Raw genomic sequence first — 25,868 nt, forward strand, 5'->3', positions numbered from 1 at the left:
AACAGACCGTTCGTCGCCGGGGCTTTTTTGCTGCGTTTTGCTTACTTGCGCGCGACCGTGGTGGTCGGTGCCTTGGCCAGAACACGCTTGGCCTCGATGTAAGTCTTTTTCCAGTAGGCGTCATCGAGGCTGTCGATGCGCACGCCACCGCTGCGGCGGCTGCTGGAATGGATGAACTGGTCGTCACCCAGGTAGATACCGGCATGGCTTACCCGGCCCTTGCCGCGGTTGGTGCCGAAGAACAGCACGTCGCCTGGCTTGAGGCTGTTACGGGCCACCAGGGGGCATCCATGTTGATCATTTCGCGGCTGGAGCGCGGCAGGGTCATGCCGGCTTCTTCGCGGAACAGGAAGTTGATGAACCCGCTGCAATCGAAGCCGGCTTCGGTGGTGCCACCGAAGCGGTAGCGCGTACCGATCAGCGACTTGCCACGCTCCAGAATGCTGTCGGCCAGCATCGGCATTTGATAGCGCTTGTCACCGCTGAACGCGTTCATCGCGTCGTCGTCGGCGCTGGCGTCATCGGCCTGGCTGTCGAAGGGCGACTGGGAAGCCATGTGCGGGCGGCTTTTGAATACCAGCGGCTGTTGTTGAGTAGCGGAAGCGTTTGAAACCTGCTCTTGCGAAACCGGTGAATTGGCGGCGCAACCGATCAGCAGGGTAACGAGTGCAAGGGGCACGAGGGGTGCTAAGCGACGCAGCATGGGCACGACCGTGGCATTGAAAATTGATGAGCGGCGACTATGCCTCCATTTGTCACTATTTGCAAATTCAATCGAACAAAATGTGACTTGGAACAATCGGCGTCACTTCTAACGCGCTCGCCGCCACTTGGGCGTCCGTGCTCAGGCCGTATGGCATGGGCATGGGGTTGATATTCATGGTGAAACGGCCCCTGTCACGTCCCTGTAATGCAGGTTTCAGGACGATTACACAGGGAGGCGAAAAGCAAGAGCGATCACCAGGCAGTAGCCATTGGCCACCTATTGATAGAGATCTTCAATCATGGTTCCGGAGTTTTTGGTCGGCTTCTGCCCTTTGGCAGCACACACCACCCCCAACACCGCTGCAGCGCGGAGGTAGCTCACGATGCAAATGACCGGCCAACCTGACCTTTTTGGCGCCATATTTCCGGCAAGCAGGTGCTATGAAACAGCCTGAAGCTATTGGTTGATTGCTCTGCCCTGCAGTCTCTGGGAGGCACGCGACCGCTCGTCGTCTGGCGAACAGGTGCGCCGTCATGGCTGTGACCGGGAAATGAACTGCCGCACAACGGTGCACGTTGCCGGGTAGAAAGTGCCCGTTTTCTGGCAGGCCACTCAGAAAACGACGGAAACCTGCCCAGCAGCGGGGCACATTACCAGCCCATGATTTCCTTGAGAAACGGGATGGTCAGCTTGCGCTGAGCCTGCAGCGAGGCCTGGTCGAGGCGCTCTAGGGTGTCGAACAGCGCGCTCATGCTGCGGCTGCCGCGGGTGAGGATGAAATGGCCGACTTCGTCGTTGAGTTGCAGGCCGCGGCGCGATGCACGCAGCTGCAACGCGCGCAGCTTGTCCTCATCGGAGAGCGGGCGCATCTGGAAGATCAGCGCCAGGGTGAGGCGGGATTTGAGGTCGGCCAGCTTGATCGGCAACTCGCGAGGCGAGGCAGAGGCTGCGATCAGCAAGCGCCGCCCGCTGTCGCGCAGGCGGTTGAACAGGTGGAACATCGCCTCTTCCCACTCGGGCTTGCCGGCGATGACGTGCAGGTCGTCAAGGCATACCAGCTCGTACTGGGCCAGGTAATCGAGCAGGCCGGTTCCGCGGTCGAGCATCTGCGCCAATGGCAGGTATACCGCCGACTGGCCGGTTTGCTCGAAACGAAGGCACGCGGCCTGCAGCAAGTGCGTGCGCCCTACACCCTGCTTGCCCCGAAGGTAGATCAGGCTTTCGGTCCAACCGGCCTCCGCTTCGCACAACCGCTCGACATAGCCCAGCGCCGCCGCGTTGGCGCCGGGGTAGTAGTTGACGAAGGTGGCGTCGTCACGCAGGCGCACGCCCAGAGGCAGTTGGATAGGTTGTTTCATGCGAAGGCGCAGGCAAAACCCGGGGAAGATGAAGCCCGGATTCTATACCGCGCCCGCCAAGGCGCACAACGCGCCGCAGAGCCTTGGCGAATCAACGGGTTAGAGGTCAGGGTCTTCACTGCCGGCGTACAGGTCGGACTGCTTGTACAGATCGTGCACATGGCGAATCAACACCATGATCACCGCGGCCACCGGCAAGGCCAGCAGGATGCCGGTGAAACCGAACAGCTCGCCGCCCGCCAGCACTGCAAAAATCACCGCCACCGGGTGCAGGCCGATGCGGTCACCTACCAGCAACGGGGTGAGCACCATGCCTTCGAGCGCCTGGCCAACGACGAATACACCGGCTATCAGCGACAGGTGCAGCGGGTCGAGCCCGTACTGGAACAACCCAGCGATCATCGCAACGCCGATGCCAGTGATGAAGCCCATGTACGGCACGATGGAGGCAAGCCCGGCGATGACCCCGACCAGCAACCCGAGCTCAAGCCCGGTCAGCATCAGGCCGCCCGCATAAATGCCGCCCAGCGCCAGCATCACCAGCAGTTGCCCGCGTACGAAGGCGCCCAGCACTTCGTGGCATTCACCGGCAAGGCCGACGATCTGCTTCTCCCGCTGGCGCGGCAGCAGGCTGCGGATCTTGGCCATCATCACGTCCCAGTCGCGCAGCAGATAGAAGCCCACCACCGGGATCAGCACCAGATTGGCCAGCCAGCCGAACAGCGCCAGGCTCGAAGCCGTCGCACGCTGCAGCACCAGGCCTACCACATCACCGGTCTGGCCCATGTGGCTGGAAATGGCGGCCTTGATCTTGTCGAACTTCCAGAAGCCCTCGCCCAAGCCCAGCTTGGCCTGCACCCAAGGCAGCGCCGATTGCTGCAGCCAGTCGAGCATCTGCGGCGCCAGTTCATAAAGCCGCACCACCTGGCGAGCCAGCATGGGGATCAGCACCACCAGGCCCAGCGCGAAAACCAAGGTGAACCCCAGGAACACCACCACCACGCCCAGGGTGCGCGACAGCCCCCAGGCTTCGAGCCGGTCGACCAGCGGGTCGGCAAGGTAGGCGAGCACCATCGCCACCAGGAACGGGGTGAGGATCGGATGAAGCAGATAAAGGAATGCGCACAGCAACAGAAACAGGCCAATCCAGTACCAGCGGCGAACATCGGTCATGGGGCTTCCTTACCAGTGAAAATGCAGCATGGCGGGTGTACCGGCAGGCTGCGGCTGAGCCGGGTCGGCAGGGGTTTCCTGAAGCTTGGCCAGGCTCAACTGGGCACGCAACTGGTCGGGGCTACCGGTCACCTGATACACCACCTTGTCGCCCTCGACCGACACCAGGCGCCCGCCGAAACCTTCGAGCATGCGGCCCAGTTGGGCGTAGCGGTCCAGGTTCATGCCTTGAACTTCCAAGGCCAGGTCACTGCTGGCACCCGGTTTGACGATAAAGCGCGGCGCGAGCTTCTGGCTGACCGCGAGCATCACTGCATCGGCGAGTGCTGCGTTGTTGGCACCTTGCACAGTGCCTTTTTCGCGTTGATCGCCCAGCCAGAGCTGCCATTTGGCCTGCATCTGGCCGTCGCTGCCGGTGGCATGCACCGCCAGCAGGGCATCTGCGCCGTAGCGTTCCGAGGCACTGCGCAAACCGGCCGGGTCGTTACCTTCCAACGCCTTGGCGCTGGCCAGCGGCTGCTCGGACAGGTCGGCCAGCGGCAGGCGCAGCGGCAGGCCACGGTGCTGGGCAGCACGGCGCAGCGGCTCCGCGCTGGGCTGGCCGTCGCCGGTGAGGTTGGTACCGTCGGCGTTATCGGTCAGCCACCAGGCGATGATCGAGGGGCGGTTCGCCCCCACAGCGAGAGGCCGGCCTTGCGCAGCGCTGCATCGGTAGCAGCGGGGTCGAACTCCACTTGCACCGAGGGCGGGTTGCCACCCTCGAAACCGAACTGGCTGATGATCTGCTTGGGGTCGGCGCGTAGTGCGGCGAGGGCCGGGCTGGAATAGGCCTTGGCATCGCCGGTCAGGCGCAGCACCAGGGTTTCCACGGCCTTTTGCGTTGCCTGGTCACGCTCGGCAGCGTCCTGGCTGCTGGCCGGCTCATGCACCAGGTAAAGGTTGTTGACGGTTTCTGCCTGGGCCAGCGGGGCCAGGCCCAGGCAGCAGGCGAGCAAGAGGGTGTGAAAACGCATGTAGGCTTCCCGAAGGGCTGAGGCGATCAATGGCCGTGTGACCACACTTTCCGACAAAACATTCAGCCTCGCCAACAAAACTTTCGCGTAACGCACAACCGCCAACGGTTCAGCCGGCGGTGGTCGCTCATGGCCAAGCCTGTTAGAATCGCGCGCCTTCACAGACCGAGCCTGCCTCGCTGCCAGCGGGCACTGCCCCGAGGCGGTGGCACGGTCTTTTTCTTCGAACGCCCCCTTCATATAGGCCTTGATATGAGCAAGCAACCCTCCCTGAGCTACAAGGACGCCGGTGTAGACATCGACGCCGGCGAAGCACTGGTCGAACGCATCAAGGGCGTGGCCAAGCGGACCGCGCGCCCCGAGGTGATGGGCGGGCTGGGCGGCTTCGGCGCGCTGTGCGAGATCCCGGCCGGCTACAAGCAGCCCGTGCTGGTCTCCGGCACCGACGGGGTGGGCACCAAGCTGCGCCTGGCACTGAACCTGAACAAGCACGACAGCATCGGCCAGGACCTGGTCGCCATGTGCGTGAACGACCTGGTCGTATGCGGCGCCGAGCCGCTGTTCTTCCTCGATTACTACGCCACCGGCAAGCTCAACGTCGACACCGCAGCCACTGTGGTCACCGGCATCGGCGCGGGCTGCGAACTGGCCGGTTGCTCGCTGGTGGGCGGTGAAACCGCCGAGATGCCCGGCATGTACGAAGGCGACGACTACGACCTGGCCGGCTTCTGTGTAGGCGTAGTGGAAAAGGCCGAAATCATCGATGGCTCCAAGGTTGCTAGCGGCGATGCGCTGATCGCCCTGCCCTCGTCCGGCCCGCATTCCAACGGCTACTCACTGATCCGCAAGATCATCGAAGTGTCCGGCGCCGATGTCGAAACCACGCAACTGGGCGGCAAGCCGCTGGCCGACCTGCTGATGGCTCCTACCCGCATCTACGTGAAGCCGCTGCTGCAACTGATCAAGCAAACCGGCGCCGTCAAGGCCATGGCCCACATCACCGGTGGCGGCCTGCTCGACAACATCCCGCGCGTGCTGCCCGAAGGCGCCCAGGCGGTGGTCGACGTCGCCAGTTGGGAACGCCCAGCTGTATTCGACTGGCTGCAACAGCAAGGCAACGTCGACGAAACCGAGATGCACCGCGTGCTCAACTGCGGTGTCGGCATGGTGATCTGCGTGGCCCAGGCCGACGTCGAGCGTTCGCTCAAGGCTCTGCGCGATGCCGGTGAGCAGCCTTGGGTCATCGGCCACATCGCCCAGGCCGCAGCCGGTGCTGCACAGGTCGAGCTGCAGAACCTCAAGGCGCACTGATGCCCCAGCCTTGTAATGTGGTGGTGCTGCTCTCCGGCACCGGCAGCAACCTGCAGGCACTGATCGATGCAACGACTGCCGAGGGCAACCCGGCGCGCGTATGTGCAGTGATTTCGAACCGCGCCGAGGCCTATGGGCTGGTGCGCGCCCGTGAGGCCGGCATTGCCACTGCGGTGCTCGACCATCGCCAGTACGAAGGCCGCGAGGCCTTCGACGAGGCGTTGATCGGCGCCATCGACCAGCACCAGCCTTCACTGGTGGTGCTGGCCGGTTTCATGCGCATCCTCACGCCTGCTTTCGTGCGCCATTATCACGGCCGCCTGCTGAACATCCACCCTTCCCTGCTGCCGCTGTACAAGGGCCTGCATACTCACCAGCGAGTACTGGAAGCCGGTGATGCCGAGCACGGTTGCAGTGTGCACTTCGTCACCGAGGAACTCGATGGGGGGCCACTGGTCCTACAGGCCGTCGTCCGGGTAGACTCCGGCGATACGCCAGCCACACTGGCGCAGCGGGTGCATGCCCGGGAACATCAGATCTACCCACTGGCGGTGCGTTGGTTCGCCGAAGGCCGGCTGAAACTGGCCGGCGACGGCAGCGTACAACTGGATGCCCAAGCCCTGCCCGCCAGCGGCCACGTGATACGCCACTAGGAGAACCTATGCGCCGTGCCCTGTTACTCGCCTGCGCGCTGCTCGCGCCCCTGGCTCAAGCCGCTGACCTGAAGCCCTTCAGCGCCAGCTACACAGCCGACTGGAAACAACTGCCCATGAGCGGCACCGCCGAGCGAAGCCTCAAGGCCAACGCCGACGGCAGCTGGAACCTGGCCTTCAAGGCTTCGATGATGATCGCCAGCCTCAGCGAAAACAGCACCTTCAAGTTCGACAAAGGCACCGTGCAGCCCGTGAGCTACACCTACGAGCGCGGCGGCCTGGGCAAAAGCAAGAGCGTCAACCTGACGTTCGACTGGGCTGCCAAGAAGATCACCGGCAATGATCGGGGTGACCCGATCACCCTGCCGCTCAACGGTGGCGTGCTGGACAAGTCCAGCTACCAGGTGGCTCTTCAGGAAGATGTCGCTGCTGGCAAGAAGAGCATGAGCTACCAGGTCGTCGACGGTGACGAAGTCGACACCTACGACTTCCGCGTACTGGGCTCGGAAAAAGTCACCACCAAGGCTGGCGTGGTCGATGCCATCAAGGTCGAGCGCGTGCGTGACCCCAGCCAGACCAAGCGCACCACGGTGATGTGGTTTGCCAAGGATTGGGATTACTTGCTGGTGCAACTGCAGCAAACCGAAACGGATGGCAAGGAATACACCATCATGCTGCAGGACGGCACCGTTGACGGCAAAGCGGTAAAAGGCAGCTAGGCCGCGTTGTTGTTTCTGGAAAACCGGGCTCAGGCCCGGTTTTTTCGTTTCTGGGCGGCAGATGAACGATTGTTCACGAAAGCGAACCGGCTGCGACACTCTGCCGCACCCCGCATGAACCGCGGCCTGTACGATTGTCTTGAAAAACGTAAAACACCCTTGCAGGCCCGCGCGGTTTACGTAGCTCGCTAACAAACTCTATAACGAAGACGTGCACACATCTGACACAGACCCGTTATCAGAGGAAATGCAGAATGACCGTACGAGTAACCGAACGAGACGATTCGCATAAATCCCATGAAGCTGTTGCCGCTGGCACTCGGCTGTGGGACGTCTACCAGCAAGACTTGCTGGTCGGCATCTTCCACGAAGAGAGCCAGGCTGACGCCTACCGCCAGGAACTCGAAGCGCAAGAGCAGCAGCATCACGCCTAGGTGATGGAATCCGTGGGAGGGCGGCCCTGCCGCGCGACGAGACGAGGCGAGTGATTCAGCGCGACCGTCGCCCGGCGAAGCCGGCCTCCCACAGTTGCAAGTGCGTCGCCCGTCGCAGCCTGCACTTACAGTTGCAAATGCGGGCTTACCACATCAGGTCGTCAGGGATCTTGTACGCAGCGTACGGATCGTCAGCGTCGATTTCTTCGACCTGATCGTTGAGCGAGACGATGCGCTTGGGGTCGCGTTCCTGGATTTTCAGGGCCGCCTCACGTGGCACCACTTCATACCCACCGCCGTGATGCACGATCGCCAAATGGCCGTTGCTCAGTTTGCTGCGCATCAGGCTGTTGACCGACAGGCGCTTGACCTTCTTGTCGTCGACGAAGTTGTAGTAATCGTCGGTGGTGAGCTTGGGCAGGCGTGTTGCTTCGATCAATTGCTTGACCTGAGCCGCACGCGCCTTGGCCTCTGCCTTTTCCTGCACCTGCCGATTGAGCTCCAGATCACGCTGGGCCTTTTCAGCGGCCGCTTCTCGGGCGATACGCTGCTGAGTGTCGTCTTTTTCCGCCTGGCCCTTGTGCTCCAGGCGTTGCTGCTTTTTCTGGTCCTTGTTGACCTGCTTGACCTGCTTCTGGTTGACCAGGCCGGCTTTCAACAATTGATCGCGAAGAGAGAGGCTCATCGTTTCGTTACCTTGCTCATACTGAGTGCGGCGGCTTCAGCCACACGCGGGAGTGTTCTTTTCCTGGCGCTTGGCCTGGGCCCACAGCGCATCCAGGGTTTGCAGGCTGCAATCTTCCACGGCCTTGCCCTGTTCGCGCAACGCCTGTTCGATACGGCGAAAGCGCCGCTCGAACTTGGCGTTGGCCTGGCGGAGGGCGTGTTCGGGATCAGCCTTGAGGTGGCGGGCCAGGTTGACCACGCTGAACAGCAGGTCGCCCAGCTCCTCGGCCATGGCTTCGGGGTCATCGCCGGCGATGGCTTGCAGAACTTCGTCGAGCTCCTCGCGGACCTTGTCTACCACCGGCAGCGCGGCAGGCCAGTCGAAACCCACGGCCGAAGCGCGCTTTGCAGCTTGGCGGCACGTGAAAGCGCAGGGAGTGCAGCAGGCACATCATCGAGCAACGAGAGCTGTTCGGGCGCTGCAGCTTTTTCGGCGCGTTCCTGGGCTTTGATTTCCTCCCAGCGACTCTTGACCTGGGTTTCGTCGAGCTTGGGGGTATCCAGCGGCGCATGGAGATCCCCGGTGGGAAAGACATGCGGATGGCGGCGTACCAGCTTGGCGGTAATGCCGTCGACCACCGCTTCGAAGTCGAAACGCCCCTCTTCGCGAGCCAGCTGCGCGTAATACACCACCTGGAACAGCAGGTCGCCCAGCTCACCGCGCACCTGGTCGAAATCGCCCTGCTCGATGGCATCGGCAACCTCATAGGCCTCTTCGATGGTGTGCGGCACGATACTGCGCCAATCCTGCTTGAGATCCCACGGGCACCCGTGAGCTGGGTCACGCAGGCGCGCCATCAGATAAAGCAGGTCGTCGAGTCGATACATCGGTGTTCCTTCAGGTAGTGCGCTGGCGCCGCGCCTCGATGATGTTCGGCAACTGGGAAATACGCCCCAGCAAACGGCCAAGGGCATCCAGGCCAGGGATCTCGATGGTCAGCGACATGGTCGCAGTGTTGTCTTCCTTGTTCGAGCGGGTATTGACCGCCAGCACGTTCAGGCGCTCGTTGAGCAGCACCTGGGAGACATCGCGCAACAGCCCGGAGCGGTCGTAGGCGCGGATCAGGATGTCCACCGGGTAGGTGAGCACCGGCACAGGCCCCCAGCTGACCTGAATGATGCGCTCAGGCTCGCGGCCGCTCAGCTGCAGCACCGAGGCACAATCCTGGCGGTGGATGCTCACACCACGGCCCTGGGTGATGTAGCCCACGATCGGGTCGCCCGGCAATGGCTGGCAGCACCCGGCGATCTGGGTCATCAGGTTGCCCACACCCTGGATCTGGATATCACCGCGTTTGCCGCCTCGAGGCAGGCTGCCCTGGCGGCGGGTGATGAGATCGGCAGGCTCCGGCTGGCGCTCAGGCTCGACCAGTTGCTGCGCGCTGTTGACCACCGGAGCCAGGCGCAGGTCGCCTGCCCCCAATGCCGCAAACATGTCTTCGGCGCTGCGCAGGTTGGTTTTTTCGGCGAGCCGCTCGTAGTCCACCTGAGGCAGGTCGAGCCTGGCAAGCTCACGCTCGAGCAATGTGCGGCCTGCGGCGACGTTCTGGTCACGCGCCTGCAGCTTGAACCAGTGCACGATCTTGGCTCGCGCACGCGAGGTGGTCACATAGCCCAGGTTGGGGTTGAGCCAATCGCGGCTGGGGTTACCGTGCTTGCTGGTGATGATCTCCACCTGCTCGCCGGTCTGCAGGCTGTAGTTCAAGGGCACGATGCGCCCGTTGATCTTGGCGCCGCGGCAGTTATGGCCGATCTCGGTGTGCACGCGGTAGGCGAAATCCAGCGGAGTGGCACCCTTGGGCAGGTCGATGGCGTGGCCATCGGGGGTGAACACGTAGACGCGGTCTGGCTCGATGTCCACACGCAACTGATCGGCAAGCCCGCCGATATCGCCCAACTCCTCGTGCCACTCCAGCACCTGACGCAGCCAGGAGATTTTCTCTTCGTAATGGCTGGAGCTGGGCTTGACGTCAGTGCCCTTGTAGCGCCAGTGCGCACAAACACCCAGCTCGGCCTCTTCGTGCATGGTCTGGGTGCGGATCTGCACCTCGAGCACCTTGCCTTCCGGGCCGATCACCGCCGTGTGAAGGGAGCGGTAGCCGTTTTCCTTGGGGTTGGCGATATAGTCGTCGAACTCTTTGGGAATGTGCCGCCACAAGGTATGCACGATCCCCAATGCGGTGTAGCAGTCACGCACTTCCGGCACCAGCACACGCACCGCACGGACGTCGTAGATCTGGCTGAACTCAAGGCCCTTGCGCTGCATTTTGCGCCAGATCGAATAGATGTGCTTGGCGCGCCCACTGATGTCGGCGTGCACGCCGGTGGCTTGCAGTTCCTGGCGAAGCTGGCCCATAACGTCGTTGATGAAGCGCTCGCGGTCCAGCCGCCGTTCATGCAACAGCTTGGCGATCTGTTTGTACTGATCAGGCTCCAGGTAACGGAACGAAAGGTCTTCCAGCTCCCACTTGATGTGGCCGATACCAAGGCGATGGGCAAGTGGGGCATAGATGTCGAACACCTCGCGGGCGACGCGCTGGCGCTTTTCTTCTGTGGCGCCCTTGACCGCGCGAATGGCACAGGTGCGCTCGGCAAGCTTGATCAACGCCACTCGCACATCGTCGACCATGGCCACCAGCATCTTGCGCAGGTTCTCCACCTGCACCTGGGTGCCAAGCACCGCCGACTGGCGCGGGCTGAGGCTGGCGCTGATGGCCGCCATGCGCAGCACGCCATCAACCAGTTTGGCCACCACCGAACCGAAGCGCTCGCCCACCTGCGCGATGGACACCTTGCCCTCGCGCACGGAGCGATAGAGCACGGCAGCGACCAACGAATCCTGATCCAGCTTCAGGTCTGCGAGGATTTCGGCCATTTCCAGGCCCGCCTGGAAACTGGAGGTGCCATCGGCCCAGCTTTCCTTGGCCGATGGATCCTGCTGATCGAGGCTGCGGGTGAATTCGCACGCCACCTTGAGCGCTTCGCGGTCCAGGGCCGCGTCGACGCTCACGATATGATCGAGCCATGCATCGAGGTTGATGCTGCCGTCGGTATTGATCGGCTGCTCTGCTCTCACCTGTACCATGTTGCTTACCTTCCCTACGGCAAGGCTCGCGGCCTTGCCAATATTCACGGGCCCAGTGGCTCTCTGGGCCAGTCAGATCATCCGCGCATCCCTGCGCTTTTCGAATAACGCCATGGCCTCGACATGGGAGGTTTGAGGAAACATGTCGAGCACCCCGGCCCTGTGCAAACGATAACCCTGTTTGAGCAATTCCACCGCATCCCGTGCCAATGTGGCCGGATTGCATGACACATACACAAGCCGCTGCGCGCCGCAGCCGGCCAGGCCACGCACCGCCTCGAAGGCGCCCTCGCGAGGCGGGTCGAGCAGCACCGCGTCGAAACCTTCGTGCGCCCAGGGCGCATCGGCCAGCGGCGCGGCCAGATCGGCCCGGTGCACCTCTACATTATCCAGCCCGTTGGCCTGGGCATTGCCACGAGCGCGCTCGACCATCTCTTCCACGCCTTCGACCGCTACCACCCGTGCGGCGGTTCGCGCCAATGGCAATGAAAAATTCCCCAGCCCGCAGAACAGGTCGAGCACCCGCTCGCCGGGCTTCACGGCCAACCACTCCAGCGCCTGGGCAATCATCGCGTCGTTGACCTGCGCATTGACCTGCACGAAATCCCCCGGCCGCCAGGCAAGCTCCAGCGCCCAAGGCTGCAATGCAAAGCCCAGCCGCGCATCGGCATCCCGCGCACAAGGTGCACCTTCGCCCTGCAACCACAACTGGGCCTGCCAGCGTTCACAAGATTCTTCGAGCACTGCAAGGTCGGCTTCAGCCAACGGCGCCACATGGCGCACCAGCACAGCGATCGCGGTACCCTGGAACAGCTCGACGTGGCCAATGGCCTGCGGCTTGCTCATGCCCTGCAAGACACTGGACAATTCGAGCAGAATCGGCTGCAAGGGTTGTACCAGCACCGGGCATTCCTGAATCGCGACAATGGCCTGGCTGGCACTGGCCCGAAAGCCCACCTCGAGCTGGCGCGCTTTTACATCCCAGCGCACAGCGATACGTGCCCTGCGCCGATAACCAAAAGCTGGGCTGACCAGCGGAGCTGCCCAGTTCAAGGGCTCAACCCCTGCCACACGCTGCAGTTGCTCAGCCAGCTGGCGCTGTTTGAAGGCCAGCTGTTCGTTGTGGGGCAAGTGCTGCACGCTGCACCCGCCACAATGCCCGGCATGCCGGCAGGCAGGTGGCTGGCGCAATTCACTGGCCGTGAGGATGCGCTCGGCACGAGCCTCTACCACCTTGGCCTGAGCATTGAGCACACGCGCTTCGACCTCCTCGCCGGCCAGCGCCCCAAGCACGAACCAGGTGCGCCCTTCGTGGAAAGCGATCCCGCGGCCGTCACCGGCCAGGCGCTCGATCACCAGGCGCACCTTTTTCCCGGCAGGCACCTGGGGAGTGCGGCTGCCCCCGGCAGGCTGGAAGCGCAGGCCGCTGCTAGGTCTGCGTGCCATCAGGCGCCTGCGTCGAACAGGCCGCTGGACAGGTAGCGGTCACCCCGGTCGCAGACGATCGCAACGATCACGGCGTTCTCCAGCTCCTGGTTCAGGCGCAGCATGCCCGCCACCGCGCCGCCAGACGACACGCCGCAGAAAATGCCCTCTTCCCGCGCCAGGCGCCGGGTGATGTCTTCAGCTTCGGCCTGGCCCATGTCGATAATGCGGTCGACTCGTTCGGCTTCGAAAATGCTGGGCAGATACTCCACTGGCCAGCGGCGGATGCCTGGGATGGAGGCGCCTTCGGTGGGCTGCAGGCCGATGATCTGGACAGCTGGGTTCTGTTCCTTGAGGTAACGCGAATTGCCCATGATGGTACCGGTGGTACCCATGGAGCTGACGAAATGGGTGATGCTGCCTGCAGTTTGCCGCCAGATCTCGGGGCCTGTGCCACGGTAATGGGCTTCAGGGTTGTCGCCGTTGCCGAACTGGTCGAGCACCTTGCCGCGGCCTTCGCGCTGCATGCGCTCGGCCATGTCACGTGCGCCCTCCATGCCCTGTTCGCGGGTGACGAGGATCAGCTCGGCGCCGTACGCTGCCATCGCGGCCTTGCGCTCGGAAGTCGAGTTATCCGGCATGATGAGGATCATCTTGTAACCCTTGATGGCAGCAGCCATGGCCAGGGCAATGCCTGTATTGCCAGAGGTGGCCTCGATCAAGGTATCGCCCGGGGTGATCTGGCCGCGCGCCTCGGCACGGTCGATCATCGACAACGCAGGGCGGTCTTTCACCGAGCCTGCCGGGTTGTTGCCTTCGAGCTTGAGCAGCAGCGTATTGCTGGTGCCAGCGCCCATGCGCTGCAGGCGCACCAGCGGGGTATTGCCGATGCAGTCGGCGATGGTGGGGTATTGCAAAGTCATGGCGTGTTCGCAATTCCGGTAATCGGAGGGCGCCTATCATACCGACAAACGCCTCCCACCCCTATCACCGAATGTATGCAGGTTATTCCCTTACGGAATAAGCCGGCGGGGTGATGCGGGCGGCGGCCGGAAAATGAAAAGGCCGCTTCAGCATGAGCTGAAACGGCCTTGAAGGTTAAACCAGGATCAATACCGATCGATCTTGGCCTGGGCTTCAAGCTGCTTGCGATAGGCGGCGAAATCCTGCTGGCCGTGGCGCGAGGCCAGGAACTGCCGATACTCGTCCTTCTCTTCAGCGCTCGGCGCAGGGCCTTCATTCACACCATTCAGGCGCGCTACAACGTAGCTGCCATCATTGAGGGTCACACCCGCATAGGTCGGTTTGCCCTTTTCGGAAGGCTTGGGCATCTGGAACACCTGCTGCAGCACTTTAGGGTCGACGCCATCCTGACCGCGGCTGGCAGCCTCCACCACTTTCCAGGCCTGGCCATCCTGGCTTGCAGCCAGAGCGGTCTTGCCGTCACGCAGGCCGGCGATCAACGTGTCGCCCTTGGCCTTGGCAGCATCAGCAGCCTTTTCGCGGGCCAGCTCCTTGCGAATCGGTTCGCTGACCGCTTGCAGGCTCAGCTGCTCCGGCTTGCGGTGCTCCTTGGCGCGCACCACGACGGTGGTGTCCGGGTCCAATTCGATGGCGTTACTGTTGGCGCCCTCATCCAGTACTTCAGGGCTGAACGCAGCTTGCACCACCTGCCGGTTGGCAGTGATACCCTCGGCGCCGCCGTCACGGCCGATCGGCTGCGAGGTCTGCACTTTCAGGCCCAGTTCCTGAGCAGGCTGCGACAGGTCAGAGGCTTCGAAGGCGGAGTCTTCCAGCTTCTTGGCCGCGTCCACGTACAACTGCTCGACCTGCTGACTCTTGAGTTCGCGGGTGAGCTTGTCTTTCAGGCTTGCCAGCGTCGGCACCTTCGGCGCCTGAACACCCAGCAGCTTGATCAGGTGCCAGCCGAACTGGCTGCGCACCGGCTGCGACACCTCACCCTGCTTGAGACCATAAAGCGCCTCTTCGAATGCAGGGTCGTAGACGCCCTTGCCAGCGTACCCCAGGTCCCCGCCCCGTTGTGCCGAGCCCGAGTCTTGCGAGGCTTCACGGGCGACGGTAGCGAAATCGTCACCCTTTGCCAGGCGTGCGGCGATTGCTTCGATCTTGCCTTTGGCTTCAGCGTCGCTGACCTTGTCATTGACCTCGACCAGGATGTGCGCTGCATCACGCTGTTCGGCCAGGTTGGCGATTTCCTTCTGGTATTGCTCGGCGATTGCATTGTCGCTGACCGTGGCCTTGTCGAAAAACGCAGACTTCTTGAGCTCCACGTAGTCGATCACCACCTGGTCGGGGCTCATGAATTCCTTGGCGTGGGCATCGTAGTAAGCCTTGACCTCGTCGTCGCTGGCACGCTGCGCGGCCGGGTCGGCCTTGTAGGTGACGGTGGCGAAATCGCGGGTCTGCTTGTCCAGGCGGGCGTAGGCATCGACATCGGCGTCGGTCACGAAACCACTGCCGGCAAGCCCGGCGCGTACCTGCGCAATGAGCATTTCCTGGCGCAGCATGTCGCGAAACTGCAAGCGGGTGAAGCCCATCTGGCGGATCTGCTGGTCGAACAGGTCGGCATTGAACTTGCCGTCAGCCTGAAACTGCGGTGTCTGCAGAATGACCTGATCCAGAGCACCTTCAGAGAAGGAGAACTTGGCATCCTGAGCGCCCTGCAACAGCAGCTTGCGGTCGATCAGGCCTTTCAGTGCCGCTTCACGCAGCAGCTTTTCATCCAGCAGCGCGGGGTCGAAATCCCTGCCCAGCTTCTGCATCAACTGGCGCCGTTGCATCTCCACGGCCTGGCTGAGGTCGGCCTGAGTGATCTCGTCACCATTGACCTTTGCAGCGTCCTGGCTATGGCCAGCTGCCCGGAAGATAGCCTCGAAGCCGGTCAGCGCCATCAATACGACGATAAGGCCGATGATGGTCTTGGCAATCCACCCTTGTGAATTGTCCCTGATGTTTTGCAGCATGCTTCCCCCAGAAACGACAGCCCATCATGGCTGCCGCCCAGAATCCGGATATGAAAAAGGCGCACCCGGTTTGGATGCGCCTTCTGGTAACTCGCGGAGCGAGTGCTTTCGGAACCACCCCACGCGGCCAAGGCCGCCTCCGCTGCCAGGCTCGGAGCCTGGCTGGCCAAACTCAGTTGACCGCGTCTTTCAGGCCCTTGCCGGCTTTGAAGCCCGGAATCTTGGCGGCGCTGATCTTGATCGCCTTGCCAGTTTGCGGGTTGCGGCCAGTGCGCTCTGCACGCTCTTTGACCTGGAAGGTACCGAAACCAACCAGCACCACGGAGTCACCGGCCTTCAGGGCACCAGTAACGGACTCGATGACCGCGTCCAGCGCACGGCCAGCAACAGCTTTCGGGATATCAGCGGATGCGGCGATGGCATCGATCAGTTCCGACTTGTTCACTCTAAGTCCCCTTATATCTCTATTGAGTTATTTCTAAATATGTATTCGACGCAGTGGATCTATTTCCGGAGCTGACGCCGGCAGAATGAGCGGCTTTATAACAAGTGCTCGAAAAATCTGTCAAGAAAGCTCCGGCCTACCGCAAAACCTTTAGTGCGTGCTGACTCTTTCCTTCGAGTCGCCGTCGCGCTTGTCTTCCTTCGCGACAATCTCAGGAGCCACATCCGGCAAGGGCTCCGGCGCGTATTGCAGCGCAATCTGCAGGACTTCGTCAATCCATTTAACGGGCTTGATCTGCAGATCTTGCTTGATATTGTCTGGAATTTCCTTCAGGTCTCGGACATTTTCTTCCGGAATGATCACAGTCTTGATCCCACCCCGGTGCGCCGCCAGCAATTTCTCTTTCAAACCGCCGATCGCCAGCACCTGGCCACGCAAGGTGATTTCCCCGGTCATGGCCACGTCGGCGCGTACCGGAATTCCGGTGGAGGCAGAAACCAGCGCCGTGCACATGCCGATGCCCGCACTCGGGCCATCCTTGGGCGTAGCGCCCTCAGGCATGTGAATGTGGATGTCGCGCTTTTCGAAGAAGTCCAATGCAATGCCCAGGCTACGGGCACGGCTGCGGACCACGGTTTGCGCGGCGGTGATCGACTCACCCATCACATCACCCAACGAGCCGGTCTTGATCAACTGCCCTTTACCGCCTGGCACTACGACCGCCTCGATGGTCAACAGTTCACCGCCCACTTGCGTCCAGGCAAGCCCGGTGACCTGCCCGACCTGGTCCTGCTGCTCGGCCAGGCCATAACGGAACTTGCGTACACCCAACAGGTGTTCGAGCGAATCAGGGGTGACCTGAACCGAGAACTGCTTGCTCGCAGCATGCTCCTTGACCACCTTGCGGCAGATCTTGGCGATCTGGCGCTCCAGGCCGCGTACGCCGGCTTCGCGGGTGTAATAACGGATTACATCGCGAATCGCCGCTTCACCGATCTCGAGTTCGCCTTTTTTCAGGCCGTTGGCTTTGATCTGCTTGGGTGCGAGGTAGCGGGTCGCGATATTGACCTTCTCGTCCTCGGTGTAACCCGGCAAGCGGATCACTTCCATCCGATCCAGCAGTGCCGGAGGGATGTTCATGGAGTTGGAGGTGCAGAGGAACATCACGTCGGAGAGGTCGTAATCGACTTCCAGGTAATGATCGTTGAAATTGTGGTTCTGCTCAGGGTCCAGTACCTCAAGCAATGCCGACGCGGGATCGCCGCGCATATCGCTGCCCATCTTGTCGATCTCGTCGAGCAGGAACAGCGGGTTGCGCACACCTACCTTGGTCATCTTCTGGATCAGGCGGCCAGGCATGGAGCCGATATACGTGCGCCGGTGGCCACGAATCTCAGCTTCATCGCGTACACCGCCCAAAGCCATACGCACAAATTTGCGATTGGTGGCCGAGGCGATGGATTCGGCCAACGACGTTTTACCAACGCCGGGCGGGCCCACCAGGCAAAGCACCGGCCCACGGATTTTCTTCACACGCTTTTGCACGGCGAGGTACTCAAGGATACGCTCCTTGACCTCTTCCAGGCCGTAGTGGTCGGCATCAAGAATGGTCTCGGCGCGCTCAAGATCCAAACGCACCTTGCTTTGCGCCTTCCAGGGCACCTGCACCAGCCAATCGATGTAGGTACGCACCACGGTGGCCTCGGCAGACATCGGCGACATCTGCTTGAGCTTGTTCAGCTCGGCCTGAGCTTTGGTCAGGGCATCCTTGGGCAGGCCAGCGGCATCGATACGCTTTTTCAGCTCTTCGATTTCGTTATGGCCTTCTTCGCCATCGCCGAGCTCTTTCTGGATGGCCTTCATCTGCTCGTTGAGGTAGTACTCCCGCTGGCTGCGCTCCATCTGCTTCTTCACGCGGCCACGAATACGCTTCTCCACTTGCAGCAGATCGATTTCGGCATCCAGCAAGGCCAGCACGCGCTCCACACGCGTCGACAGGTCGACGATCTCCAGGATCTCCTGCTTCTGCTCGATCTTCAGCGCCATATGCGCGGCCATCGTATCGACCAGCCGGCCCGGTTCGTCGATGCTGTTCAGAGAGGTCAGAACCTCCGACGGCACCTTCTTGCCCAGTTGCACATACTGCTCGAACTGCGACAACAGGCTGCGCACGAACACTTCAGCCTCGCGCTCGGCCGCATCGGTTTCCTCGATCAGGCTGACTTCGGCACGAATGTGGCCATCCTGCTCCTTGAAGCGTTCGACTGCGCCGCGCTGCTCGCCCTCGACCAACACCTTGACCGTGCCGTCGGGCAGCTTCAGCAGTTGCAAAACGGTAGCCACCGTACCAACGCGGTACAGGGCGTCCTGATCAGGATCGTCGTCACCCGGATTGCGCTGCGCCAGCAGCAGAATCTGCTTTTCGCCGGTCATCGCGGCCTCGAGCGCCTCGATCGATTTCTCCCGGCCCACGAACAGCGGGATCACCATGTGGGGGTAAACCACCACATCACGCAGAGGTAGCAGAGGCAATTCAATGGTGTTGTTCATGGTTTCGCCTCACGGCGGCCCGTGGCCGCAAACAGATGGTAAAAGACATGAGGCTCTATGTGGGGCCAGCCTCGAAAAATACAAGCATGGGCGTGCTTTTCCCAAAGAGCCAATTGCCACACGAATAAAAAAGGGGCCTTTACGGCCCCTTGTTCGCTTCGCAGCCTTGTACGGCAAGCCCCGCCGCTTACGCGTCGGGTGCCGCCTTGGCTTGCGGTTCGCTTTCGTAGATCAACAGCGGCTTGGAGGTCCCTTCGATCACGCTCTCGTCGATAACCACCTTGCTGACATCTTTCTGCGAGGGGATCTCGTACATCGTGTCGAGGAGCACGCCTTCAAGGATAGAACGAAGGCCACGGGCGCCAGTTTTACGCTCGAGCGCTTTGTGTGCCACGGACTTGAGCGCGTCACTGCGGAACTCGAGGTCAACGCCTTCCATCTCGAACAGCTTGGCGTACTGTTTGGACAGTGCGTTTTTCGGCTCGGTCAAGATCTGGATCAGCGCGGCCTCATCGAGTTCATCCAGAGTTGCAAGCACAGGCAGCCGGCCCACAAACTCGGGGATGAGGCCAAACTTGACCAGATCGTCCGGCTCGACTTCGCGCAGCGACTCACCTACCTTCTTGCCCTCGTCCTTGCTGCGAACTTCCGCACCAAAGCCGATGCCGCCCTTGGTGGAGCGATTCTGAATGACCTTTTCCAGGCCTGAGAACGCGCCGCCACAGATGAACAGGATATTGCGAGTATCGACCTGCAGGAATTCCTGCTGGGGATGCTTGCGGCCGCCTTGAGGCGGAACGGAGGCTACAGTGCCTTCGATCAGCTTCAGCAGCGCTTGCTGAACGCCCTCACCCGAAACATCGCGGGTGATGGAAGGGTTGTCAGACTTGCGCGAAATCTTGTCGATCTCATCGATGTAGACGATGCCCATCTGAGCCTTTTCTACGTCGTAGTCGCACTTCTGCAGCAGCTTCTGGATGATGTTCTCCACATCCTCGCCCACGTAACCGGCTTCGGTAAGGGTGGTGGCGTCGGCGATGGTGAACGGTACGTTGAGCAGGCGTGCAAGCGTTTCGGCCAGCAGCGTCTTGCCCGAGCCGGTAGGCCCGATCAGCAGGATGTTGCTCTTGCCGAGCTCGACTTCGTCGCCCTTCTTGTCACGCTGGTTGAGCCGCTTGTAGTGGTTGTACACCGCTACGGCGAGCACTTTCTTGGCACGTTGCTGGCCAATGACGTACTGGTCCAGGATGCCGCTGATTTCCTTTGGCGAGGGCAGCTTGTGAGCGCTGCTCTCGGCCTGCGCTTCCTGCACCTCCTCGCGGATGATGTCGTTGCACAGGTCGACGCACTCGTCGCAGATGAAGACCGAGGGGCCGGCAATCAATTTGCGCACTTCATGCTGGCTTTTGCCGCAGAAGGAGCAATAAAGCAGTTTGCCGTTGTCCTCGCCGTTGCGGGTGTCAGTCATTCGATCGATCCAATCCGGTAGGCTTGAAACACAAGATGAAGGCAATCGCGGGGTTTTTCAACCCCGCTCATGGTGTACAGAGCCCGCCGATGGCGGGCCGTACAGATCAGGCGGGCATTTGCCGCTTGTCGATCACCGAATCCACCAGGCCATACTCGGCCGCTTGAGTTGCGCTCATGAAATTGTCGCGGTTGGTGTCGCGTTCGATTTCTTCGAGGCTGCGGCCGGTGTGGTGAGCCAGCAGTTCGTTCAAGCGAGCGCGAATGTGCAGGATTTCCTTGGCATGGATCTCGATGTCCGAGGCCTGGCCCTGAAAACCACCCAGCGGCTGGTGAATCATTACGCGGGAGTTGGGCAGGCAGTGGCGCTTGCCCGCCGCGCCGCCGGCCAGCAGGAAGGCGCCCATGCTGCAGGCCTGGCCGATGCACGTGGTGGAAACGTCAGGCTTGACGAACTGCATGGTGTCGTAGATCGACATGCCGGCAGTGACCGAGCCGCCTGGGGAATCGATGTACAGATGGATATCCTTGTCCGGGTTCTCCGCCTCAAGGAAGAGCAACTGCGCAGCGACCAGGTTGGCCATGTAGTCTTCGACAGGGCCAATCAGGAAGATCACTCGCTCCTTGAGCAGGCGCGAGTAGATGTCATAGGCGCGCTCACCGCGAGCCGATTGCTCGATAACCATCGGGACCAGGCCGCCTGCGGCCTGGATGTCAGAGTTCTGAAAATAAGAATTGCGGGACATGTCCTGCACTCGCTCCCAATTAGTCACGTCTCGAATACGCATAAGCCAGCGCGAAGGCTGGCTTATGAGAGGCTCGAAGCTTCCTGCGGCTTTTACTCGGCGTCGGCTTCTGGTGCCTGGGCCGGTTTCACTGCTTCTTCGTACGAGACCGACTTGTCAGTCACACTAGCTTTCTGCAACACAGTATCTACAACTTGCTCTTCGAGTACAACCGAGCGGACTTCGTTCAGCTGCTGCTCGTTCTTGTAGTACCAGGAAACCACCTGCTCGGGCTCCTGATAGGCCGAGGCCATTTCCTGAATCAGCTCGCGCACGCGGTCTTCCTCAGGCTTGAGGTCGAACTGCTTGACCACTTCGGCGACGATCAGGCCCAGCACCACGCGGCGTTTGGCTTGCTCTTCGAACAGCTCGGCCGGCAGTTGCTCAGGCTTGATGTTGCCGCCGAACTGCTGCACCGCTTGAACGCGCAGGCGATCCACTTCGTTGCTGAGCAGCGCTTTGGGAGCGTCGACCGCGTTGGTGGCGATCAAACCGTCCATGACCTGGTTCTTGACCTTGGCCTTGATGGCCTGGCGCAGCTCGCGCTCCATGTTCTTGCGTACTTCGGCGCGGAAGCCTTCCAGGGAAGATTCCTTGATGCCGAACTGGGAGAAGAACGCTTCGTTCAACTCGGGCAGCTCAGGCGCCGAAACGCTGTTCACGGTAACGGTGAACTCGGCGGCCTTGTTGGCCAGGTCGAGGTTCTGGTAGTCCTCGGGGAAGGTGACGTTCAGCACGCGTTCTTCACCTGCCTTGGCGCCCACCAGGCCGCTTTCGAAGCCGGGGATCATGCGGCCGGAGCCGAGAACCAGCTGAGTGCCCTTGGCCGAACCACCATTGAACGCTTCGCCGTCGATCTTGCCGACGAAGTCGATGTTCAGCTGGTCTTCGTCCTGCGCGGCGCGCTCGACGGCCTCGTAGCGAACGTTCTGCTTGCGCAGTACTTCAAGCATGTTGTCGAGGTCGGTGTCGGCGACTTCGGCGCTCAGGCGCTCGACCTGAATCGACTCGAAGCCCGAAACGGTGAACTCGGGGAATACTTCGAAAGTAGCGATGTATTCCAGGTCCTTGCCCTTCTCGAACACTTTTGGCTCGACCGAAGGAGAGCCAGCGGGATTGAGCTTCTGCTCGACCACTGCCTCGTAGAAGGTCGCCTGGATCAGGTCGCCCAGGGCTTCCTGACGGGCGGAGTCTTCGTAGCGCTGACGGATTACGCTCATTGGCACCTTGCCAGGGCGGAAGCCCGGCACTTTGGCGCGACGGGCAGTCTGTTGCAGACGCTTGTTGACTTCGGTCTCGATGCGCTCGGCGGGCACGCCGATCGTCATGCGGCGCTCGAGCGCGGAAGTGTTTTCAACAGAAACTTGCATGGATATTCCTCGTTGCACAGACGTTAGCCGGCCATTCCGACCCCAGAATCAAGGGCAAGCATTCTAGAGGGTGATTTGCCAGAAGTCACCCTGTGATGAAGCACCCCCGCCAGGAGCCACTCAGGGCAGCTATAAAAGGCAGCGCGCCAATGATGGCAACCAGCGAGCATTCCGCTCCCGCTTGCGGTCAAAGACTGCTAACCTGCCCGCAAGCGCCCACACACGAGCCAGAGACTGCCACTATTACCGCCATCGCCTCCCCCGCGCTGCTTGCGCTGCGCGACGCTACACGCGAGCTGCACGCTGAACTCGACGGCCATTCGCCACTGACTGCGCCCGGGCTGGATACACAAGCCTATGCACTGCATGCCGGCCGCGTACTGGGCTGGATGCGCCCCCTCGAGGCACAGCTTTACGGCGAAGGTGCACGCTGGCGCGATGAGCTGCAGGCGCAGGAGCGCGCCTGCAAGGCGAGCTGGATCACCAGCGACCTGCGTGAAGCGGGCCATGATCCCGCGCAATTTGCCGACTGCCCCTTCACGCCGCAACCGGCCTCACTGGCCGAAGCATTCGGCGTCAGCTACGTGTGCGAAGGTGCCACCTTGGGCGGTGCGTTCCTTTATAAGCGCCTGCGCGAACAGCTCAAGCCTCTCTCGCTGCACTGGCTGCAAGGTTACGGTGCACAAACGGGCCCGCTCTGGCAACGCTGGCAGGCCGCACTGGCCGAACAGATCACCAAGCCTGCGGATATCGAGGCAGCCAGCAGCGCAGCCCAGGCCGCTTTCGATTCCTTTCGTCGCTGGGTGATCCAATGAGCGCACCGAACGAACCGACCGTCACGCTGGCCAACTGCGAGGACGAGCCGATTCACCTGCCAGGCGCCATTCAACCCCATGGTGCGCTGCTGGCGCTGGACGGCAACGGCACTGTGCTGTCGCGCAGCGGCAACTTCGAAACCTTGACCGGCCTCACCGCCACGCCCGGGCACGTGCTTGACTTGCACTCGTGGCCTGCCCTGCTGCAACTGTTCAATGAAGCCGTGGCGGGCACACCGACCGACAGCTGCGAGTTCGCGCTCGACGACACGGTGTTCGACGTCATCAGCCATGTCGACAGGCAGGTTTATTTTTTCGAATTCGAACCACGCACCGCCGGCACAGCCTCGTTCAACCAGCTTGCGCTCTATGCCCAGCGGGTGATCGGGCAGATGCAACGGCGCAGCAGCAGTGTCGAGCTGCTTGAGCGCGTGACCGAGGAAATTCGCACACTGACCGGCTATGACCGAGTCATGGCCTACCGCTTCCGGCCGGACCTGTCGGGCGAAGTGATCGCCGAATCACGGCGCGAGGATCTGGTCAGCTACCTCGGTCAACGCTATCCGGCCTCGGATATTCCCGCGCAGGCGCGGCGTTTGTATATCCAGAACCCTGTGCGCCTGATTGCCGATGCGGCCTACCAGCCCACAGCGCTGGACCCGGCGATCAACCCGCTCGACATGAAGCCTTTCGACCTGAGCCTCTGCGACCTGCGCAGCGTCTCGCCGATTCATTGCGAGTACCTGGCCAATATGGGCGTACGCGCCTCGATGAGCGTATCGATCGTGGTGGGCGGCAAGCTGTGGGGCCTGTTCGCCTGCCATCACATGGCGCCCAAGACCATGCCGCACCCGGTGCGCTTGTCTTTCCAGGTGATCTCGCAGGTATGCAGCGCCCTGGTGGAGCGCTTCGAGCAACAGCACACCGGCCAGTTACTGCACGACGCCAGCGAGCTGCGCAATCAGCTGGCCCATGCTGCGCAAGATGCCGATGACCTGCTCACCACGCTGGGCACCGGCTCACCGAACATCGCCCAACTACTGCCCTGCGATGGCGCCGTAATTGTGCTTGGAGGCCGAAGCCAGAGCATCGGCGGCCACTTCGACAATCTGGGCAAAGCGATCATCGAGCACCTGGCGCAATCGCCGGAGCTTGATATTTTCCACACCGAGCACTGGCCCCATACAGACCTCGGCACCGACGATGCCCGCTACTGCGGCGTACTGGCAGTACGTTTTCACGCCAATGAAAACGGCTGGGTGATCTGGCTGCGCCTGGAGGAAGTCCACCACGTGCGCTGGGGCGGCAAACCGGAAAAGATCATCAAGGTTGGCCCCTCCGGCCCGCGGCTCACCCCGCGCGGCTCGTTCGAGGCCTGGGAGGAGATCGTACGCGGCCGCTCGCCCGCCTGGACCGCGACCGACCTGCGCATCGCCGAAGAACTGCGCAGCGCCCTGGTCGAGCTCAGCCTGAACCGCGCTGGCGAGGTCGACCGCATGCGCCAACACTTGATTGCCATGCTCGGCCACGACCTGCGCAACCCACTGCAATCCATCTCGATGGCAGCCTCGATGCTGACCTCCAGCGAGAAACGCGATGCCCAGCTGCGCCAGCACATCAGCCAATCCAGCGGCCGCATGGAGCGCCTGATCAGCCAGGTGCTTGAAATGAGCCGCCTGCAATCGGGCATGGGCTTGATGATCGAGCGCCAACCAGTGGATATCTCGCAACTGACTCAAACCATCCTGGACGAGACGCGTGTCGCGTTCCCCGGCATGGAAATCGACGCGCATATACCTCCTGAGCTCACCGCCAACCTCGACCCCGATCGCTACGCGCAGATCATCACCAACCTGCTCGGCAATGCTCGCTACCACGGCCTGCCCGGCGAACCGGTGCGCATGGCACTAAACCAACTGGGCGGGCAAACCTCCCTGGCAGTGACCAACGCCGCCCCGGAGATCCCTGCCGACCGCCTGGCGACGTTGTTCCAGCCGTTCAAGCAACAAAGCCAGGCTGCCAGCCGCAACCGCAACGGCCTGGGCATCGGCCTCTACATCTCCCAGGCGATCGCAGCCGCGCACAGCGGGCAGATCACCGTCAGCCAACAGGACGGCGCGGTGACTTTCAACGTGATCATACCCAGCTGCACCTGAGCCGCCTCGCTCAAGGCCATGACGCCTGCGCCGATATCGTTTGATATATCCGCGCAGGTATTCGGGAGGTATGGCGATGAAACAAGTGATGGGGTGGGTGATGATTGCGATGATTGTAGTGCTGCCGGTGGCAGGGATGGTTGCCTGAGGGAGGCGGGCGCGCAACGTCTGGAATCAACGATGGAAACGGCAAAAACGAAAAACCCGCACTAGGCGGGTTTTTTCAGCGTTTCGTGGCGCTCCCGGGTACCGGTGAGACCGTATATGGTGCGGACGAAGAGACTCGAACTCTTACAGCTTGCGCCGCTGGAACCTAAATCCAGTGTGTCTACCAATTTCACCACGTCCGCAGAGACGTCATCTTAAAGCAAAGGCGCCGGATTGTTCATCAGGCGCCTTTTCGAAATATGGGGTGGACGATGGGGATCGAACCCACGACAACAGGAGTCACAATCCTGTGCTCTACCAACTGAGCTACGCCCACCATATTGCTTCACTTGCTTGCCAAAGCTGCCAAGAATGGCGCACCCGGCAGGACTCGAACCTGCGACCATCCGCTTAGAAGGCGGATGCTCTATCCAGCTGAGCTACGGGCGCTTATGCTCGACTCGGTTCAAGCCGAATCGGGACCTAGAAAAACATTTTAAATCAATGCTTTTGCTGTTCGCCTGTACCAGGCGCTGGGCCCTGCCC

Annotated in this window: 20 protein-coding genes, 3 tRNA genes and 2 pseudogenes; 6 read left to right on the plus strand and 19 right to left on the minus strand. The window is 61.7% G+C overall.

The features are described 5' to 3' along the window. Window positions 1–41: 41 nt before the first annotated feature. The 5 genes and pseudogenes from LN139_RS25755 to LN139_RS14400 form a co-directional block, all read right to left on the minus strand. A complete protein-coding gene (locus LN139_RS25755; RefSeq protein ID WP_442964319.1) occupies window positions 42–278 on the minus strand; it encodes a C40 family peptidase in 237 nt (78 codons plus the stop codon). Next, the gene (locus LN139_RS14385; RefSeq protein ID WP_442964320.1) at window positions 209–703 is read right to left on the minus strand and encodes a C40 family peptidase; all 495 of its coding nucleotides are present in this window, start codon (window positions 701–703) and stop codon (window positions 209–211) included. Before LN139_RS14385 ends, LN139_RS25755 begins: the two co-directional genes overlap by 70 nt. 653 nt (window positions 704–1,356) lie before the next feature. Next, the gene (gene hda, locus LN139_RS14390; RefSeq protein ID WP_236354535.1) at window positions 1,357–2,064 is read right to left on the minus strand and encodes a DnaA regulatory inactivator Hda; all 708 of its coding nucleotides are present in this window, start codon (window positions 2,062–2,064) and stop codon (window positions 1,357–1,359) included. A 99-nt stretch (window positions 2,065–2,163) separates the two neighbouring features. Then, the gene (locus LN139_RS14395; protein ID WP_236354536.1) at window positions 2,164–3,237 is read right to left on the minus strand and encodes an AI-2E family transporter; all 1,074 of its coding nucleotides are present in this window, start codon (window positions 3,235–3,237) and stop codon (window positions 2,164–2,166) included. Between the two features lie 9 nt (window positions 3,238–3,246). Continuing rightward, window positions 3,247–4,250, minus strand: a pseudogene (locus LN139_RS14400) (DUF2066 domain-containing protein). A 252-nt stretch (window positions 4,251–4,502) separates the two neighbouring features. Between LN139_RS14400 and purM the strand changes: the two are divergent. The 4 genes from purM to LN139_RS14420 all read left to right on the plus strand — a co-directional run bounded on the left by purM (window position 4,503) and on the right by LN139_RS14420 (window position 7,367). Next, entirely contained in the window at window positions 4,503–5,561 is a 1,059-nt protein-coding gene (gene purM, locus LN139_RS14405; RefSeq protein WP_236354538.1) for a phosphoribosylformylglycinamidine cyclo-ligase, read from the plus strand. After that, entirely contained in the window at window positions 5,561–6,214 is a 654-nt protein-coding gene (gene purN / locus LN139_RS14410; protein ID WP_236354543.1) for a phosphoribosylglycinamide formyltransferase, read from the plus strand. The genes purM and purN overlap by 1 nt, the downstream gene beginning before the upstream one ends. An 8-nt stretch (window positions 6,215–6,222) precedes the next feature. Further along, window positions 6,223–6,933: a DUF3108 domain-containing protein gene (locus LN139_RS14415; RefSeq protein WP_236354544.1), complete on the plus strand. Its 711-nt coding sequence runs from the start codon at window positions 6,223–6,225 to the stop codon at window positions 6,931–6,933. 254 nt (window positions 6,934–7,187) lie between these two features. After that, window positions 7,188–7,367 carry a hypothetical protein gene (locus tag LN139_RS14420; protein ID WP_236354545.1) on the plus strand — a complete coding sequence of 60 codons (180 nt, stop codon included), beginning with the start codon at window positions 7,188–7,190 and terminating at the stop codon, window positions 7,365–7,367. A gap of 145 nt (window positions 7,368–7,512) precedes the next feature. Here the strand turns inward: LN139_RS14420 and LN139_RS14425 are convergent, their stop codons facing one another. From LN139_RS14425 to tig, 11 genes and pseudogenes are all read right to left on the minus strand, one after another. Then, the gene (locus LN139_RS14425) at window positions 7,513–8,052 is read right to left on the minus strand and encodes a DUF2058 domain-containing protein (RefSeq protein ID WP_236354546.1); all 540 of its coding nucleotides are present in this window, start codon (window positions 8,050–8,052) and stop codon (window positions 7,513–7,515) included. A gap of 36 nt (window positions 8,053–8,088) precedes the next feature. Next, a pseudogene (mazG, locus tag LN139_RS14430) lies at window positions 8,089–8,921 on the minus strand (nucleoside triphosphate pyrophosphohydrolase). A 10-nt stretch (window positions 8,922–8,931) separates the two neighbouring features. Continuing rightward, window positions 8,932–11,178: a GTP diphosphokinase gene (gene relA / locus LN139_RS14435; protein ID WP_236354547.1), complete on the minus strand. Its 2,247-nt coding sequence runs from the start codon at window positions 11,176–11,178 to the stop codon at window positions 8,932–8,934. Between the two features lie 72 nt (window positions 11,179–11,250). After that, the gene (rlmD, locus tag LN139_RS14440) at window positions 11,251–12,624 is read right to left on the minus strand and encodes a 23S rRNA (uracil(1939)-C(5))-methyltransferase RlmD (protein ID WP_236354549.1); all 1,374 of its coding nucleotides are present in this window, start codon (window positions 12,622–12,624) and stop codon (window positions 11,251–11,253) included. After that, a complete protein-coding gene (gene cysM / locus LN139_RS14445; protein WP_236354551.1) occupies window positions 12,624–13,526 on the minus strand; it encodes a cysteine synthase CysM in 903 nt (300 codons plus the stop codon). Before cysM ends, rlmD begins: the two co-directional genes overlap by 1 nt. A gap of 186 nt (window positions 13,527–13,712) precedes the next feature. Further along, entirely contained in the window at window positions 13,713–15,587 is a 1,875-nt protein-coding gene (locus tag LN139_RS14450) for a SurA N-terminal domain-containing protein (protein WP_236354553.1), read from the minus strand. Between the two features lie 172 nt (window positions 15,588–15,759). After that, complete coding sequence (locus LN139_RS14455; RefSeq protein ID WP_236354555.1) at window positions 15,760–16,032, minus strand: HU family DNA-binding protein; 273 nt, start codon at window positions 16,030–16,032, stop codon at window positions 15,760–15,762. Between the two features lie 150 nt (window positions 16,033–16,182). Next, window positions 16,183–18,582: an endopeptidase La gene (lon, locus tag LN139_RS14460; RefSeq protein WP_236354556.1), complete on the minus strand. Its 2,400-nt coding sequence runs from the start codon at window positions 18,580–18,582 to the stop codon at window positions 16,183–16,185. A gap of 187 nt (window positions 18,583–18,769) precedes the next feature. Beyond that, on the minus strand, window positions 18,770–20,050 hold the full coding sequence (gene clpX / locus LN139_RS14465; protein WP_236354557.1) for an ATP-dependent Clp protease ATP-binding subunit ClpX: 1,281 nt from the start codon (window positions 20,048–20,050) through the stop codon (window positions 18,770–18,772). 106 nt (window positions 20,051–20,156) lie between these two features. After that, window positions 20,157–20,795 carry an ATP-dependent Clp endopeptidase proteolytic subunit ClpP gene (gene clpP, locus LN139_RS14470; protein ID WP_236354558.1) on the minus strand — a complete coding sequence of 213 codons (639 nt, stop codon included), beginning with the start codon at window positions 20,793–20,795 and terminating at the stop codon, window positions 20,157–20,159. 92 nt (window positions 20,796–20,887) lie between these two features. After that, a complete protein-coding gene (gene tig, locus LN139_RS14475; RefSeq protein WP_236354559.1) occupies window positions 20,888–22,204 on the minus strand; it encodes a trigger factor in 1,317 nt (438 codons plus the stop codon). Between the two features lie 149 nt (window positions 22,205–22,353). Between tig and LN139_RS14480 the strand changes: the two genes are divergently transcribed. Both LN139_RS14480 and LN139_RS14485 read left to right on the plus strand, forming a co-directional pair. Then, window positions 22,354–23,019, plus strand: coding sequence for a biliverdin-producing heme oxygenase (locus tag LN139_RS14480; RefSeq protein WP_329610959.1), 666 nt, complete (start codon window positions 22,354–22,356; stop codon window positions 23,017–23,019). Then, the gene (locus LN139_RS14485) at window positions 23,016–25,175 is read left to right on the plus strand and encodes an ATP-binding protein (protein ID WP_236354562.1); all 2,160 of its coding nucleotides are present in this window, start codon (window positions 23,016–23,018) and stop codon (window positions 25,173–25,175) included. Before LN139_RS14480 ends, LN139_RS14485 begins: the two co-directional genes overlap by 4 nt. 265 nt (window positions 25,176–25,440) lie before the next feature. Here the strand turns inward: LN139_RS14485 and LN139_RS14490 are convergent. The 3 genes from LN139_RS14490 to LN139_RS14500 form a co-directional block, all read right to left on the minus strand. Then, window positions 25,441–25,525 (minus strand) — tRNA-Leu (locus LN139_RS14490). Between the two features lie 58 nt (window positions 25,526–25,583). Beyond that, a tRNA-His gene (locus LN139_RS14495) sits at window positions 25,584–25,659 on the minus strand. 36 nt (window positions 25,660–25,695) lie between these two features. Then, window positions 25,696–25,772 (minus strand) — tRNA-Arg (locus LN139_RS14500). Window positions 25,773–25,868 lie beyond the last annotated feature (96 nt).

Origin of the sequence: Pseudomonas sp. KNUC1026, assembly GCF_021650705.1 — a bacterium.
In the GTDB taxonomy this organism is placed as follows: Bacteria; Pseudomonadota; Gammaproteobacteria; order Pseudomonadales; family Pseudomonadaceae; genus Aquipseudomonas.